Here is a 14,106-nt window from a genome sequence, read left to right as displayed (position 1 = left end):
CATCCGACCCAACATCTGTTTTTTGAAGGAATTCTAAAATGGCAGCCAAGGACGTAAAGTTCGGCCGTGACGCCCGCGAGCGCATTCTCGCCGGTGTCGACACCCTCGCCAACGCCGTCAAGGTGACTCTCGGCCCCAAGGGCCGCAACGTCGTCATCGAGAAGAGCTTCGGTGCGCCCCGCATCACCAAGGACGGTGTGTCGGTCGCCAAGGAGATCGAACTCAAGGACAAGTACGAGAACATGGGCGCGCAGATGCTGCGCGAAGTGGCCTCGAAGGCAAACGACAAGGCCGGTGACGGCACCACCACCGCGACCGTTCTCGCCCAGGCGATCGTGCGCGAAGGCATGAAGTCGGTTGCCGCCGGCACCAACCCGATGGACCTGAAGCGCGGCATCGACCTCGCTGTGGGCAAGGTCATCGCGAACCTCGCCGCCCGTTCGACCCCGGTTGCCGGTTCCTCGGAAATCGCCCAGGTCGGCATCATCTCGGCCAACGGTGACGTGGAAGTCGGCGAGAAGATCGCCGAAGCCATGGAAAAGGTCGGCAAGGAAGGCGTGATCACGGTCGAAGAGGCCAAGGGTCTCGAATTCGAACTCGACGTCGTCGAGGGCATGCAGTTCGATCGCGGTTACCTGTCGCCCTACTTCGTCACCAACCCCGAGAAGATGACGGTCGAGCTCGAGAACCCGTACATCCTCATCCACGAGAAGAAGCTGTCGTCGCTGCAGGCGCTGCTGCCGATCCTGGAAGCCGTGGTGCAGTCGGGCCGTCCGCTCCTCATCATCGCCGAGGACATCGAGGGTGAGGCTCTGGCCACGCTCGTCGTCAACAAGCTGCGTGGCGGCCTGAAGATCGCTGCCGTCAAGGCTCCGGGCTTCGGCGATCGCCGCAAGGCCATGCTGGGCGACATCGCCACGCTGACCGCCGGCGAGATGATCTCGGAAGACCTCGGCATCAAGCTCGAGACCGTGACCCTGGGCATGCTCGGTCAGGCCAAGAAGGTCACCATCGACAAGGACAACACCACGATCGTCGACGGCGCCGGTTCGGCCGAAGACATCAAGGGCCGCGTCGAGCAGATCCGCGCGCAGATCGAAGTCACCACTTCGGACTACGACCGCGAGAAGCTGCAGGAGCGCCTTGCGAAGCTGGCCGGCGGCGTTGCCGTGATCAAGGTCGGCGGTGCCACCGAAGTCGAGGTGAAGGAGCGCAAGGACCGCGTCGACGACGCGCTGCACGCGACCCGCGCCGCTGTTGAAGAAGGCATCGTCCCCGGTGGCGGCACCGCGCTGCTCTACGCGACCCGCGCTCTCGAAGGCCTCAAGGGTGCCAACGAAGACCAGACCCGCGGCATCGACATCGTCCGCAAGGCGATCACCGCACCGGTCAAGCAGATCGCCGAGAACGCCGGCAGCGACGGCGCCGTCGTCGCGGGCAAGCTGCTCGACCAGTCGGACGAAGGCATCGGCTTCAACGCCGCCACCGACGTCTACGAGAACCTGAAGGCCGCCGGCGTCATCGACCCCACCAAGGTCGTGCGCACCGCGCTGCAGGATGCCTCGTCGGTTGCCGGTCTGCTCATCACGACCGAAGCCGGTATCGTCGAGCGCGCCGACGACAAGCCCGCAATGCCCGCCATGCCCGGTGGCATGGGCGGCATGGGCGACATGGGCTTCTAAGAAGCACCTGACCCAGCGTCAGCACATCGAAGGGGCCGGGAGAGCAATCTCCCGGCCCTTTTGCTTGCGTGCCTTCGGGGGCTTCGACAAGCTCAGCCTGAGCGGCTTCGAGGGGGATACTCGCCATCCCCGCTCACGCTGAGCTTGTCGAAGGGTCAGGCACGGCTTGTCGAAGCCCCAAGGCGCACGCTGCGCTTTGCGTAAACTTCGTTCATCTGCGTGAAAGGAAAGTGCGCATTTGGGAAATCGCCGCAAGTCCAATGCAACTCATCGCTGGACTCTGGCGTTTCGTCGCTGGAACGTTAACCTTTTGGGAATATGGACGAAGGTAGGGTGTGGGCTGCATGACCGGGGCAGACCGACTTTTCGCGCGGTGCCGTAAGGGCGCCGGACGCTTTTTCGCTGCTGCGACGATGCTCGCGGCTGTCACATCACCGCATGTCGCGCAGGCAGAGCAGATCGATCCGCTCACCCGCCCGACCGAGCAGGTGGTGCAGGTCCAGAACAGCTTCGACGATATTTTCGGCACTGACCAACGCGGTCCCCGCACGTACAATTCCCCGTTCGGCCAGCAGCTTGCCGCCGTCGCCAATGCCTCGCAGGGGCGCATCGGCGTCGCTGCGATGGACCTCGCCAGCGGCCGCATGGTCGACGTGCTGGGCGACCAGCGCTTCCCGATGGCCAGCACCAGCAAGATCGCCATCGCCGCGACGTTCCTGGAAGGCGTGGACAAGGGCAAGTGGAGCCTGTCGAGCGAGTTTCCGCTGATGGTTCCGGTCGGCTCGGCACCGTTCTCCAGCGCGATCGCGCCGGTGAGGCCGGGTGAGTACATGTCTGCCACGCGCCTGATCGAGCTGATGATCACGCGCTCCAACAACTACGCGACCGACGCACTGCTGAAGGTCATCGGCGGTCCCAAGGCGGTCAATGCCTGGATCCAGCGCGCGGGGATCGACGACTGGCACATCGACCGCGACATCGCGACGCTGGTGCGCGACGATGGCGCGATCGATCCCGCCCGCGTCGTCGACAAGCGCGACAGCGCGACGCCCAAGGCCATGGTGAACCTGCTCTCGGGCATTTACCAGGGCAAGTGGCTGAGCCCGTCGAGCCGCAACGTCCTGCTCGGCGCGATGAGCCGCTGCCTGACCGGCAAGCGCCGCATTCCGGCCGGACTGCCTGCGGGGGTGGAGGTGTCCCACAAGACCGGCTCGCTCAACAATACCTCGAGCGACGTCGGCATCATCCAGACGCCCGATGGGCGGGTCTTTGCGGTCGCAATCTACGTGACCGGGCAGGGCGGTCGCCCCGGGCGCGAGACGCGCATCGCCAACATCGCGCGCACGATCTACAACGGCTATCAGGCCGAAGGTCCGAACTACCCGCGCAGCGCCTCGGCGCGCTGAGGTTACCCTTTCGTCATTGCGAGCGTAGCGAAGCAATCCAGATCCGTTCAACGCCGCTCTGGATTGCTTCGCTACGCTCGCAATGACGAGGTTGGTTCTACCCAAAGCGACCGTGAGCAAGACACAAAAAAGGGGCCGCGAAGGCCCCTTTTCCGTTTCTTCGATCCGACCAATCAGTTGGTGTGCGGATTGCCGTCGGTGTGATCGTCAAGTTCCTTGGCGACGTCGTTCGCTGCCTTCTCGGCGTCGGCGGCGATGTCGTCGGTGGTCTTCTCGGCGCTCTTGGCTGCATCCTTGGCGGCGTCGGCGGTGTCGTTGGCGGCCTGCGAGGCGGTGGCACCGGCATCGCCCAGCGCGTCGCCCACGTCCGAAGCGGTGTCGGAAAGGTCGTCACCGGCCGACGAAGCGGCTTCGCTGGCGGCGTCCTGGGTCTTTTCCGAGCAGGCGGCCAGCGACATGGCGGCTACGGCTGCTGCAGCAACGAAAACGATCTTGCGCATATTCTATCCCTCTTTCTGCGAGTTACCCCGTCGGCGAAAACGCCGCGTGAGCCTCTTCGACGGGCTCAGACCCGTGGGTACGAGGCGCAGTGCGGCGTTTCAAGCGCCCGGCGAAAACACTTGCGGACATGAACGGTTCCTGTGCGGTGAAGAAATGAGCGCTGCTGACGGCGCCGCATCGCGCTGCTAGGGGTTGCGGCATGGATTCCAAGCAGCACCTCTATCTCGTCGATGGCTCGGCCTATATCTTCCGCGCCTATCATCGCCTGCCGCCGCTCACCAACCCGGTGGGCACGCCTGTGGGCGCGGTCTACGGCTACACGACGATGCTGTGGAAGCTGGCCGAGGATCTCAACAAGGCCGACGGTCCGACGCATCTGGCGGTGATTCTCGACGCGGGCAGCCACTCGTTCCGCAACGACATCTACGAGGACTACAAGGCCAACCGCCCGCCTCCGCCCGAGGATCTGGTCCCGCAGTTCCCGCTGATCCGCGATGCGACGCGCGCGTTCTCGCTGCCGTGCATCGAGGAGCAGGGTCTTGAGGCGGACGACCTCATCGCCTCCTACGCCCGCGCCGCGACTGCGCAGGGCTGGGACGTGACGATCGTGTCCTCGGACAAGGACCTCATGCAGCTGGTCGGCAAGTGCGGCATCGGCGGCGGCTGCGTCGACATGCTCGACACGATGAAGAACCAGCGCATCGACATTCCCGAAGTGATCGAGAAGTTCGGCGTTCCTCCGGAGAAGGTCGGCGATGTGCTCGCGCTGATGGGCGACGCGGTGGACAACGTGCCCGGCGTCTACGGCGTCGGCCCCAAGACCGCGACGAAGCTGATCCAGGACTACGGCGATCTCGAATCCGCGCTCGCCGCCGCGCCGGAGATGAAGAAGTCCAAGCTGCAGGAGCGCCTGATCGAGCAGGCCGAGCAGGCCCGCCTGTCCAAGGTGCTGGTGACGCTGAAGGAGGATTGCACCCTCCCGATGGCGCTCGACGATTTCAAGCTCGACGCGATTCCGCCCGAGCCGCTGGCGGCGTTTCTCTCCACTCACGGCTTCACCAGCCTCCTGAAGCGCCTCGACACCGGCCACGGCAGCCCTGAGCGTGCGACGCAGCTGAACCCTGCCATGGCGACGACCGCAGCCTCCAGCCCGACCGAAGGCGCGGCGCGTCAGCCGCTGCCCGAATGGCCCGCGATCGATCGCGATGCTTACGAGTGCGTGACGACGGAGGCGCAGCTCGACGAGTGGATCGCGAAGGCCTTCGCCGCGCGGCTGGTCGCGGTGGACACCGAAACCTCGATGCTCGACGCGATGCGCGCCGATCTCGCAGGCATCAGTCTCGCGGTCGGGCCGAACGAAGCTTGCTACATCCCGCTGGGCCATGGTGGCAGCGATATGTTCGCCGAAAGGCCCGTTCAGGTGCCGTTGAGTGCCGCTGTGTCCCGCCTAAAGCCGCTGCTGGAGAGCGATGCGGTGCTCAAGGTCGGTCAGAACATCAAGTACGACCTCAACGTGCTGGCCCGCCACGGTATTGCGGTGGCGCCGATCGACGACACGATGATCGTCAGCTTCTGCCTCGACGCCGGCCGCCAGATCGAAGGTATCGGCGGCGGGCATGGCATGGACGAGCTTTCGCAGCGCCACCTCGGCCATACCACGCTGACTTTCAAGGAAATCTGCGGCACCGGCAAGAAGGCGATCCCCTTTGGCGAAGTCCCGCTCGACCGTGCGACGCAGTACGCCGCGGAGGACGCCGACGTTACCTGGCGCCTGCACTCGGCGCTGAAACCGCGCCTGTCCTACGAAGGTGGCACCCGCATCTACGAGCGCGTCGACCGCCCGCTGATCCCGGTCGTCGCGCAGATGGAGCGCCACGGGGTCAAGGTCGATCGCGAGAAATTGTCCGGCCTTTCCAGCCAGTTCGCTGAGGCCATCGGCGCGCTGGAAAAGGAGATCTTCGAAAAGGTCGGCCAGGAGTTCACCATCGGCAGCCCCAAGCAACTGGGCGACATTCTGTTCGACAAGCTCGGCTACAAGGGCGGCAAGAAGGGCAAGAGCGGCCAGTATTCCACCGACCAGTCGGTGCTCGAAAAGCTGGCCGCCGAGGGCGAGGTGGTTGCCACCAAGGTGCTGGAATGGCGCCAGCTTTCCAAGCTGCGCTCCACCTACACCGAGGCGCTGCAGGCCGCGATCAACCCGGAGACGGGCCGCGTCCACACCAGCTACAGCCTCGTCGGCGCGCAGACCGGGCGTCTGTCCTCGACCGACCCGAACCTGCAGAACATCCCGATCCGCACCGAGATCGGCCGCCAGATCCGCCACTGCTTCGTCGCCGAGCCGGGCAATGTCCTGCTCGCGGCGGACTATTCGCAGATCGAACTGCGCCTCGCCGCGCACATGGCCGACGTGCCCAGCCTCAAGGAGGCGTTCGCGGCGGGCGAGGACATCCACTCCCGCACGGCGATGGAGATGTTCGGCACCGTCGATCGCGACACGCGCGGCCGGGCCAAGACGATCAACTTCGCGATCCTCTACGGTATTTCGCGCTGGGGGCTCGCGGGGCGTCTGGGCACGTCCTCGGACGAGGCGCAGGCGATGATCGACCGTTATTTCGAGCGCTTCCCGGGCATCCAGCGCTACATTCACGAGACGCTGGAGAGCGTGCGCGCCAAGGGCTATTCCGAGACGCTGTTCGGCCGCAAGACGTGGTTTCCGCGCGTCAATTCCAAGAACCAGGCCGAGCGCCAGGGTTCCGAGCGCGCGGCGATCAACGCGCCGATCCAGGGCACCAGCGCGGACATCATCAAGCGGGCGATGGCGCGCATGACCCCGGCGCTTGTCGAGGCGGGCCTGCCGAACGTGCGCATGCTGCTGCAGGTGCACGACGAACTCGTCTTCGAACTGCCCGAGGGCGATGTCGCGGCGGCCTCTCCGGTGATCGAGCGGGTGATGGCTGAGGCGGCGATGCCCGCCGTGACGCTGGACGTGCCGCTGGGGATCGAGATCGGCTTTGGTGAAAGCTGGGGCGCGGCGCACTGAGCCTTGTGCCCCGCCTCGGGGCCTTCGACAAGCTCAGGTTGAGCGGGATTAGGGGTTCTTCCGGTCCCGCTCACTTGGGGATAGCCCTTAAATCCCGCTTACCCTGAGCCCTTCGAAGGATTGGTTCTCGGCGCAACGCCCGTCTGGTGCGACCGTCTGCGAAACTGCTGCACTGCAGCATCGTTTGCTCCCCATGATCGACTTCATCGAGAGCCACATTGCGGGCCTTCCGAACTGGGCCGAAAGACCCGTGGTCGCCATCATCGCCGCGCTGATCGGCGTGGTGCTGGCGCTGGTCTTCCATAAAGTGCTGTTCCGCGTCCTCGTTCGGGTGGCGCGAGGAAGCACCAGCGATGCCGACGACCTCGTCGTCAACCGCCTTGAACGCCCTACCCGCTGGGCCTTCGTCTCCATCGGCGTGGTCTTCGCCGCGCGCGAGGCCTCGGCGCTGCAGGCGGTGTGGGAGCGCTTTGCCCCCTTCATCATGCCGTTGCTCACCGGCTGGGTCGCGATTGCCATCCTGCGGGCCTTCATCGAGGCGATGATCCTGCGAGCCGACATCACCGTCGAGAACAACCGCAACGCCCGTCGCCGCCGCACCCGCCTTGGCATCATGAGCCGCCTCGGCACGTTCCTGATCGTGTTCCTGACGATCTCGGGCATGTTGGCCTCGATCCCCGGCGTGAAGGAGATCGGCGTCACCCTGATGGCCTCGGCCGGCCTTGCCGCGCTGGCCGTCGGTGCCGCCGCACAGCCTGCCCTCAAGGCCCTGATCGCGGGCATCCAGATGGCGATGACCGAGCCGATCTCGATCGACGACGTCATCATCCTCGACGGCGAATGGGGCCGGATCGAGGACATCCGCACCACTTACGTCGTCGTGCGCCTGTGGGACGACCGCCGCCTTGTCGTCCCCTCCAACCGCTTCCTCGAAGACACCTTCCAGAACTGGACCAAGACCACCTCGCAGCTGCTCGGCACGGTGTTCCTCTATCTGGATCAGGGCACCGACATCGGCCCGATCCGTGAGGAATATACCCGTCAGATCAAGGCCCACCGCCTGTGGGACCGGCGCGCGCAGATACTCCAGGTCACCGACTGCCGCGACGCCACCCTCGAAGTGCGCCTGCTGATGAGCGCCAAGGACGGCCCCACCCTGTTCGACCTGCGCTGCGAAATCCGCGAGGGCATGATGGACTGGATTCGCCGTGAGCAGCCCGAGGCCATCGCCCGCCGCCGCCAGTTGCAGGTCGCGCCGATGGAACTGAGCCCGGCGCCGGCCATGGTCGAGGCGCTGACCGGCAGCATGGCTAATGGTAACGGTAGTGGGTCACGATCGCCTCATTGACCACAGCCGCGCGATTCGAAACGAGGCGGCGGACGACACGGCGTGCACCGATTTGTCGCACTGCGTAGGCTTTATCGATATATTTCAGTTCTATATCGGCGCGCTTGCAACAAATGTGGCGAGCGCGCCACAGCGGTGGCCGCGCGGTGCTTCGCGCATCGCTGTGTCTTGAAACCGTCACACAGCTTTGATTATGCCGGTCCCGGCAGCGGGTTACGGGCTGCCATCGAAGACGGCCGTTGGCGGACGATTGTGCTTCCTCATAGCGGGATGATCCCGCGCCATTGACGCCCCGCGAGGGGCCAGCTTGAGGTCGTGTTTCAAATGCATAAGTATCGCCTGCTCGCCGCCACCGCGGCGAGCGCCGCCGTCGCTTGCGCGCTCGGCTCCGCCCCCGCACGGGCGCAGTCGACCGGCTCGCTCGACTTCGAGAACTCCGAGATCGTCGTCACCGGCAAGGTCGACAACGGCATCGCGGGCCTCAAGATTCCCGACACCCCCAAGGCCAAGCAGGTCATGACGCAGGAGCTGATCGCTCGCCAGACCCCCGGGCAGTCGGTCGATGACATCATCAACATGATGCCCGGCGTCAGCTTCCAGAACAACGATGGCTACGGCTCCTCGGGCGGCACGTTGATGATCCGCGGCTTCGATGACAGCCGCATCTCGCAGACCTTCGACGGCATCCCGCTCAACGACACCGGCAACTACGCGATCTACTCGAACCAGATGCTCGACCCCGAGCTGATCGAGCAGGTCAACGTGAACCTGGGCACTACCGATGTCGACTCGCCCACCGCATCGGCCTCGGGTTCGACGGTAAACTACCGCTCGATCGTGCCGGACCACGAATTCGGCGCGCGGATGGTCGGCACGCTGGGCGACTACAACAAGATGCGCATCTTCGGGATGATCAACACCGGCGACCTCAACTCGTCCGGCACCCGCGCCTGGTTCGCGGCCTCGAAGGACACCTACGACGTCGCCTACGGCGGCGTGGGCAAGATCGACAAGACCCAGCTCAACGCCAAGATCTATCAGCCGCTGGGCGACAATGGGGACTTCATCTCGATCGCCGGGCACTACAACGTCAACCACAACAACTACTACCCCTCGGTCCGCCTCGTTACCGACGCCTATCCGAACAACACCGGCGTCAATTCCAGCAGCTCGGGCCGCTTCCCGACCAGCAAGGCCGAGCGTGACGACTACTCGCTCGACAACTGCTCGGCGGCTGACGGCGTTACCGGCGTGGCAGATGCAGCGACTACCTGCGGCGCTTCGTGGGAGTGGCGCTACAACCCGTCGCGCACCTGGAACATCCGCATGAACTCCAGGTTCACGCTGAGCGATCGCCTGACCCTGACCGTCGATCCCTATCTCCAGTACACCTCGGCCAACGGCGGCGGCACCGTTTCGGCCAAGGAAGGCTTGTACACCGGCACGACCGCCAACCCGGTCTCGGCGATCAGCGGCTACATCGGCGGCACCCCCTACTTCGGCGGGGTCGATCTCAACGGCGACGGCGACACGCTCGACACCGTGCTCCTCTCCGCCCCCAGCCAGACCGAGACCTGGCGCCTCGGCGTCCTCGCCTCGCTGATCTACGACCTCAGCGACACCCAGCGCTTCCGCGTTTCCTACGCCTGGGATCGCGGCCGCCACCGCCAGACCGGCGAGCTGGGCTACGTCAACAGCAACGGCTTCGCCTCGTCCTATTTCAACAACGACGACCCGCTCGTCGATGCCGACGGCAACGTCCTGCAGAAGCGCGACCGCCTGTCCTACGCGATCCTGCACCAGATCTCGGGCGAGTATTCGGGCGAGTTCGGTGCGCTGCACCTCAATGCGGGCCTCGCGCTCAAGAACCTGCGTCGCAACCTGACGCAGAACTGTCTGACCACCAGCGCCAGCGGCAGCGTCACCTGCTTCGGCAGCAACAGCGAGGATCAGGCTACCTACGAGGCGTACCTGACCTCGCTCGGCACCACCTACACCGGCGCGATGCACAAGACGTTCTCGTACACCCGCGCCTTGCCCAACATCGGCGCGACGTTCGCCTTCACCCCGGCCATCACCGCCTTCGCGAACTACTCGAAGGGCATTCAGGTCCCGGGCACGGACAACCTCTACAACTCGTTCTACTACGACGGGGAATCGGCTGCGAAGCCCGAGACGACCGACAACTTCGACCTCGGCGTGCGCTACCAGAGCGGCATCCTGCAGGGCTCGCTGGGCGGCTGGTACACGATCTTCAGCAACCGCCTGTCGTCCGCCTATGACCCGGACACGCAGACCTCGGTCTACACCAACCTCGGCCGGGTCGATCGCTACGGCATCGATGCCAGCCTTGCGGTGAAGCCGGACAGCCACTTCTCGGCCTCGGTGTTCTATTCGTACCTGTGGTCGAAGATCAAGGACGACGTCCAGACCGGGGCGAGCACGTACGCCGATACCTCGGGCAACATGGAAGGCGCCGTGCCGCACTACACCCTGGGTGGCCGCGTGCAGGGCGAGTTCGGGCCGCTGTCGGTCGGGCTCGAGGCCAAGCGCACCGGCGCGCGGTACTACAACGACCTGAATACCCCGGTCTACACCAGCGCCGGCGTGCAGGTCTACGGCGCCAAGGTCCCGGCCTACACCACCGTCAACCTCGATGCGCGCCTCAACGCCGCGTTCCTCGGCCTTGGCGAGAAGACCTACCTGCAGTTCAACGTCACCAACCTGTTCGACAAGTTCTACGTCGGCGGTTTCGACGATGCGGGCGTGTCCAACACCTCGACCGTCTATGCCTACATAGGCGCTCCGCGCACGATCTCGGGCTCGATCAACATGCAGTTCTGATCCTTTCCGGATCGGGGGGAGAAGGGCGCTCCGGTTTTGGCCGGGGCGCCCTTTTTCATGACTGCGCCCGGATTTCGCGCCTGACTTCGCGAACTTGGGCGGCGATCTGGTCGAGGTGCTTGTCCCAGGTTCCGCAGCAGCCGCCGAAGATGTCCACCTGCGGATGGCGCCCGGCGAAACCCGCGATGCGGTTGCCGAGGTCGACGGGATCGCCTTCCTCCAGATGGCCGATCGAGCACAGTTCGATCTTGTCCCGGGCGCTGGCGTTGGGTCGCAGGCTGCGCACCCGGGAAGCCCAATCCCCCGGCTCGAAGGCAGGTTCGAATTCGATCGGGTGCGAGCAGTTGATGCCGTAATAGTCCGGCCGGGCATCGCCGGTTTCGGCATCCACCGTCTCGATCGCGTCCTTCAGGCTCACGCCCGACTTCAGCCGGTGGTCGCCGTCCAGCATGAACGAGATGCCCAGCGGCAGGCCGATGCGGGCGGCGGCGCGGGCTACGCCGATCGCCTCGGGCACGCCGTTGAAGGTCGCGGCCCAGACGAAGTCCACCCCGGCGCGCTTCAGGACCTCCAGCTGGAAGGCGTGGTAGTCCTCGGCTTCCTCGGCCGTGATCGTGCGGTTGAGGGCATAGGCATCGCCGCGCGGGCCGACCTGTCCGCCGATGAGCAGGCCGGGAAGCCGGTCGCGCCAGGGCTCCGCAACATCGCGCAGGAAGGCGATGGACCGTTCGAGCGCATCGGCGAGGCCATCGCGCGAATAGCCCAGTTTCTCGGCCCAGTCGGGGCTGCCCCGATAGTCTAGGCCGGAGAGCATCGCCACGAAGCCGTGGCGCGCCGCGACCTCCAGCACAGCTTCATACATCGCCTTGAGGTCCGCCATCGCCGCCGGATCGTCGAGCAGCGGGTACATGGCGAATTCGGGCAGGTCGTGCCCGTGGCGGTACTGGATCTCGGTCTCCTGCCCGCCTTCGGTCAGGTAGAAGACACCCTGCTGCTGCGGAGCAAACCCGGCCATTCGGCGAACTCCCCCCTCACTGGTGGCGCGAACATACCCGATCGCGGCGGGGACCAGAAGCGGTAATCAGGCGCGGTACAAGGTGACGCAGGTTTACACGGTTTACACGGTCCAGAGGGAAAAGTGTCACCTTGGGGCCGTTTCGGGGCCGAAAGTGTCACCTTGCAGGGCAAATGTGTCACCTTGCGCGCCCGATGTGTCACCTTGTGGTGTAACCTTGTGTGTAAAGGTGTCACCTTGTGCGGCTTGGCGTTCCTGCCGGAAGAGGGCGCCCCAGGCCAGTCCCTCGTCCCAGACCTCGGCGAACTGCGGCCCGAGCCGCGCGCGCAGGCGATAGGCCGACTGGCGAGACATCCCCACCTCCCGCGCCGCCGCCGCAACCCCTCCCGTCCGAGCCAGCGCCGCGACGAAGGCATGAACCCTGGCTCTGGTCCAACGATAGTCGGCGTTGCTCCGGCGGGGCGATCTGGGTGCGCGGGGTTGGGTCATGTCGGGGAGGGTATGACGGGGCTGGGCATGTAGGAAAGTGGGGTGTGGGATGAGTTCGCTAGCGACCGCTCCCCGCCCCTATTGGGCTGATACTCCGCAATTCTGAGTGTGCAGCAAGCCGCCGTTAAACTCTCGAATGGCCCCGCGCATTGCTATTCTAGGCGGTCAATTTTTCCGCGAAGGCGACGAGACGGGCCATCCTCGCCTTTATGAAACCGTCATAGTCGTCGTTAAACTCCTCCGCTGCACAGAAGGCTGACGCGAGTGTCTCGTCGAGGTTGTGTTCGGACCCGCCCAAATCTTGCAAATATACCGAGGGTCGTTTCTTGCCGATGTTTCTATTTTCCGCCGCGCTAAGAAAGCAGAAATTTGCAAGCATATTAATTGATGGCTCATCATACCCACTGTCACGCAAAAATGCTCGCGGGTAAGTATGATGAAATTCAGACCTGTTGTAGCCTTGCAGCACCCGATCGAGGTCAATTTCTTTGCCCGACAACAAGCTTTTCGGCGAGTTGTTGGACAGTAGAAGAACAAAGGTCTTTGTGGCAGCAGCGCCCACCCGGAACGTGCTTTTGAAGAACGTTTCTTCAACTTTTAAGTCAATTTCGCCAAAGGTGTTTGGCTGGCCATTTTTCAGAAGCTCTGCCTGTTGAATATCGTGGATAGTAGTCTTGCGTGTTTGGCTGGAGTATCGAGCAGAAAAGCAAGTTCGCCAGAACCACCGCTTCAAACGGTTATAGGTTGCCGCATTATATACGACATCCTTTCCTTCAGGCTCGGCGAAGAAAACCGCAAGCGGGACAAGCATAGCAGGGTAGGGCAGCAGCTTTAGGTGCACAACCTTCAGCTGCGTTCTGAGAAAGTCGATCGCGCCGCGAATACCCTGTTCGACTCGGGGAAATTGTGCACGAACGTCTGATCCGTTCAAGTTTAGTAGTGTTTCTGGTCCAGGCTCACCCGCCAAAATCCCCGCAACGCAACTTAGAATCAAGTCAGAATCGTCACCAACACCCGCAAAGCCGAAGTCTGACAAATCGTCCCGAAGGTCGCGAAATTTGTCCAGAAGATCAAAATCTTCGCTCCAAGTCCAGGCCGACAGAAGTTGCAATGTATCGAGTGCGACGCCTAAATGATTGATTCTCTCAAATACAATGGCGACGATTGATCGGTCCTCACTTTTAAGTACCTGAACGGGAATAGTGACCTCTTTAAACTTCTCCTGAAGCTTATCTATAGTGGCAATTCTTGTTTTGTCTAAATGTTCGGTGTTGGCGCGATAGCCAACGGAATCAAATAGGACGCGCATTGGGAAATATCGATGACGTTCGGCGTCTTCGATTTTTTCCAGCGCGACAAAGGCACTGTCTTGAGGGTTGTCGCCCGCATCTAGATCGAAATAGATGTCCATCCAATCGGGATTCTTTTCAGGCTGTAGTTCGGTCTGAAACACCGTGAAGATAGATGTCAGGCGTTGTTGTCCGTCCAGCACGTAGTCAATTGGATATTCCGCTTCTGGGTTGGGTAAAATAAACGTGCCTAGCCGGCGTTCGGCAGCTAATTGTTGTTTGGTTCGCCAAAAAAGAAGAGAGCCAAACGGATATCCCTTGTAAATACTATCTAAAAGATGGGCTACTCTGTCCATTTCCCAAACAAAGCCACGCTGAAACGCGGGTATTCTAATCTCACCGCTGGTAACGGAATCTAGTATCTTACGGATCGAGTAATACCAAGACTCTCTGATCATGACCCATGCGCCCACTGGCGCAAGCCGATGGACA

At 63.3% G+C, this 14,106-nt stretch carries 9 protein-coding genes; 5 read left to right on the top strand and 4 right to left on the bottom strand.

Features of this window, described 5'->3' with window-relative positions:
- The first annotated feature begins 38 nt into the window (after positions 1-38).
- Both groL and ACODRZ_RS22595 read left to right on the top strand, forming a co-directional pair.
- Positions 39-1,682, top strand: coding sequence for a chaperonin GroEL (gene groL, locus ACODRZ_RS22600; protein ID WP_488972608.1), 1,644 nt, complete (start codon positions 39-41; stop codon positions 1,680-1,682).
- 344 nt (positions 1,683-2,026) lie between these two features.
- Positions 2,027-3,088, top strand: a complete 1,062-nt coding sequence (locus tag ACODRZ_RS22595) for a serine hydrolase (protein WP_488972609.1) — start codon at positions 2,027-2,029, stop codon at positions 3,086-3,088.
- A 173-nt stretch (positions 3,089-3,261) separates the two neighbouring features.
- Here ACODRZ_RS22595 and ACODRZ_RS22590 read toward each other — a convergent pair whose 3' ends face one another.
- Positions 3,262-3,588, bottom strand: a complete 327-nt coding sequence (locus ACODRZ_RS22590) for a hypothetical protein (protein ID WP_488972610.1) — start codon at positions 3,586-3,588, stop codon at positions 3,262-3,264.
- Positions 3,589-3,788: 200 nt separating this feature from the next.
- Between ACODRZ_RS22590 and polA the strand changes: the two genes are divergently transcribed.
- The 3 genes from polA to ACODRZ_RS22575 all read left to right on the top strand — a co-directional run bounded on the left by polA (position 3,789) and on the right by ACODRZ_RS22575 (position 10,821).
- Positions 3,789-6,629: a DNA polymerase I gene (gene polA, locus ACODRZ_RS22585; RefSeq protein ID WP_488972611.1), complete on the top strand. Its 2,841-nt coding sequence runs from the start codon at positions 3,789-3,791 to the stop codon at positions 6,627-6,629.
- A gap of 193 nt (positions 6,630-6,822) precedes the next feature.
- On the top strand, positions 6,823-7,977 hold the full coding sequence (locus ACODRZ_RS22580; RefSeq protein WP_488972612.1) for a mechanosensitive ion channel family protein: 1,155 nt from the start codon (positions 6,823-6,825) through the stop codon (positions 7,975-7,977).
- Between the two features lie 324 nt (positions 7,978-8,301).
- Entirely contained in the window at positions 8,302-10,821 is a 2,520-nt protein-coding gene (locus ACODRZ_RS22575) for a TonB-dependent receptor (protein WP_488972613.1), read from the top strand.
- Positions 10,822-10,876: 55 nt separating this feature from the next.
- Here the strand turns inward: ACODRZ_RS22575 and ACODRZ_RS22570 are convergent, their stop codons facing one another.
- The 3 genes from ACODRZ_RS22570 to ACODRZ_RS22560 form a co-directional block, all read right to left on the bottom strand.
- Positions 10,877-11,836, bottom strand: coding sequence for a homocysteine S-methyltransferase family protein (locus ACODRZ_RS22570; RefSeq protein WP_488972614.1), 960 nt, complete (start codon positions 11,834-11,836; stop codon positions 10,877-10,879).
- 126 nt (positions 11,837-11,962) lie between these two features.
- The gene (locus tag ACODRZ_RS22565) at positions 11,963-12,190 is read right to left on the bottom strand and encodes a hypothetical protein (RefSeq protein ID WP_008829704.1); all 228 of its coding nucleotides are present in this window, start codon (positions 12,188-12,190) and stop codon (positions 11,963-11,965) included.
- Positions 12,191-12,482: 292 nt separating this feature from the next.
- The coding region (locus tag ACODRZ_RS22560; RefSeq protein WP_488972615.1) for a GmrSD restriction endonuclease domain-containing protein at positions 12,483-14,106 on the bottom strand (1,624 nt) is incomplete at its 5' end.

The organism is Novosphingobium sp. FG90 (assembly GCF_057808725.1).
Note: the sequence above shows the minus strand (reverse complement) of the source record. Positions and strands in the feature narration are given on the sequence as shown.

Coding starts and splice junctions, on each gene's coding strand:
- ACODRZ_RS22580 (WP_488972612.1), top strand. CDS start 6,823: ATGATCGACTTCATCGAGAGCCACATTGCGGGCCTTCCGAACTGGGCC.
- ACODRZ_RS22565 (WP_008829704.1), bottom strand. CDS start 12,190: ATGTCTCGCCAGTCGGCCTATCGCCTGCGCGCGCGGCTCGGGCCGCAG.
- polA (WP_488972611.1), top strand. CDS start 3,789: ATGGATTCCAAGCAGCACCTCTATCTCGTCGATGGCTCGGCCTATATC.
- ACODRZ_RS22570 (WP_488972614.1), bottom strand. CDS start 11,836: ATGGCCGGGTTTGCTCCGCAGCAGCAGGGTGTCTTCTACCTGACCGAA.
- groL (WP_488972608.1), top strand. CDS start 39: ATGGCAGCCAAGGACGTAAAGTTCGGCCGTGACGCCCGCGAGCGCATT.
- ACODRZ_RS22590 (WP_488972610.1), bottom strand. CDS start 3,588: ATGCGCAAGATCGTTTTCGTTGCTGCAGCAGCCGTAGCCGCCATGTCG.
- ACODRZ_RS22575 (WP_488972613.1), top strand. CDS start 8,302: ATGCATAAGTATCGCCTGCTCGCCGCCACCGCGGCGAGCGCCGCCGTC.
- ACODRZ_RS22595 (WP_488972609.1), top strand. CDS start 2,027: ATGACCGGGGCAGACCGACTTTTCGCGCGGTGCCGTAAGGGCGCCGGA.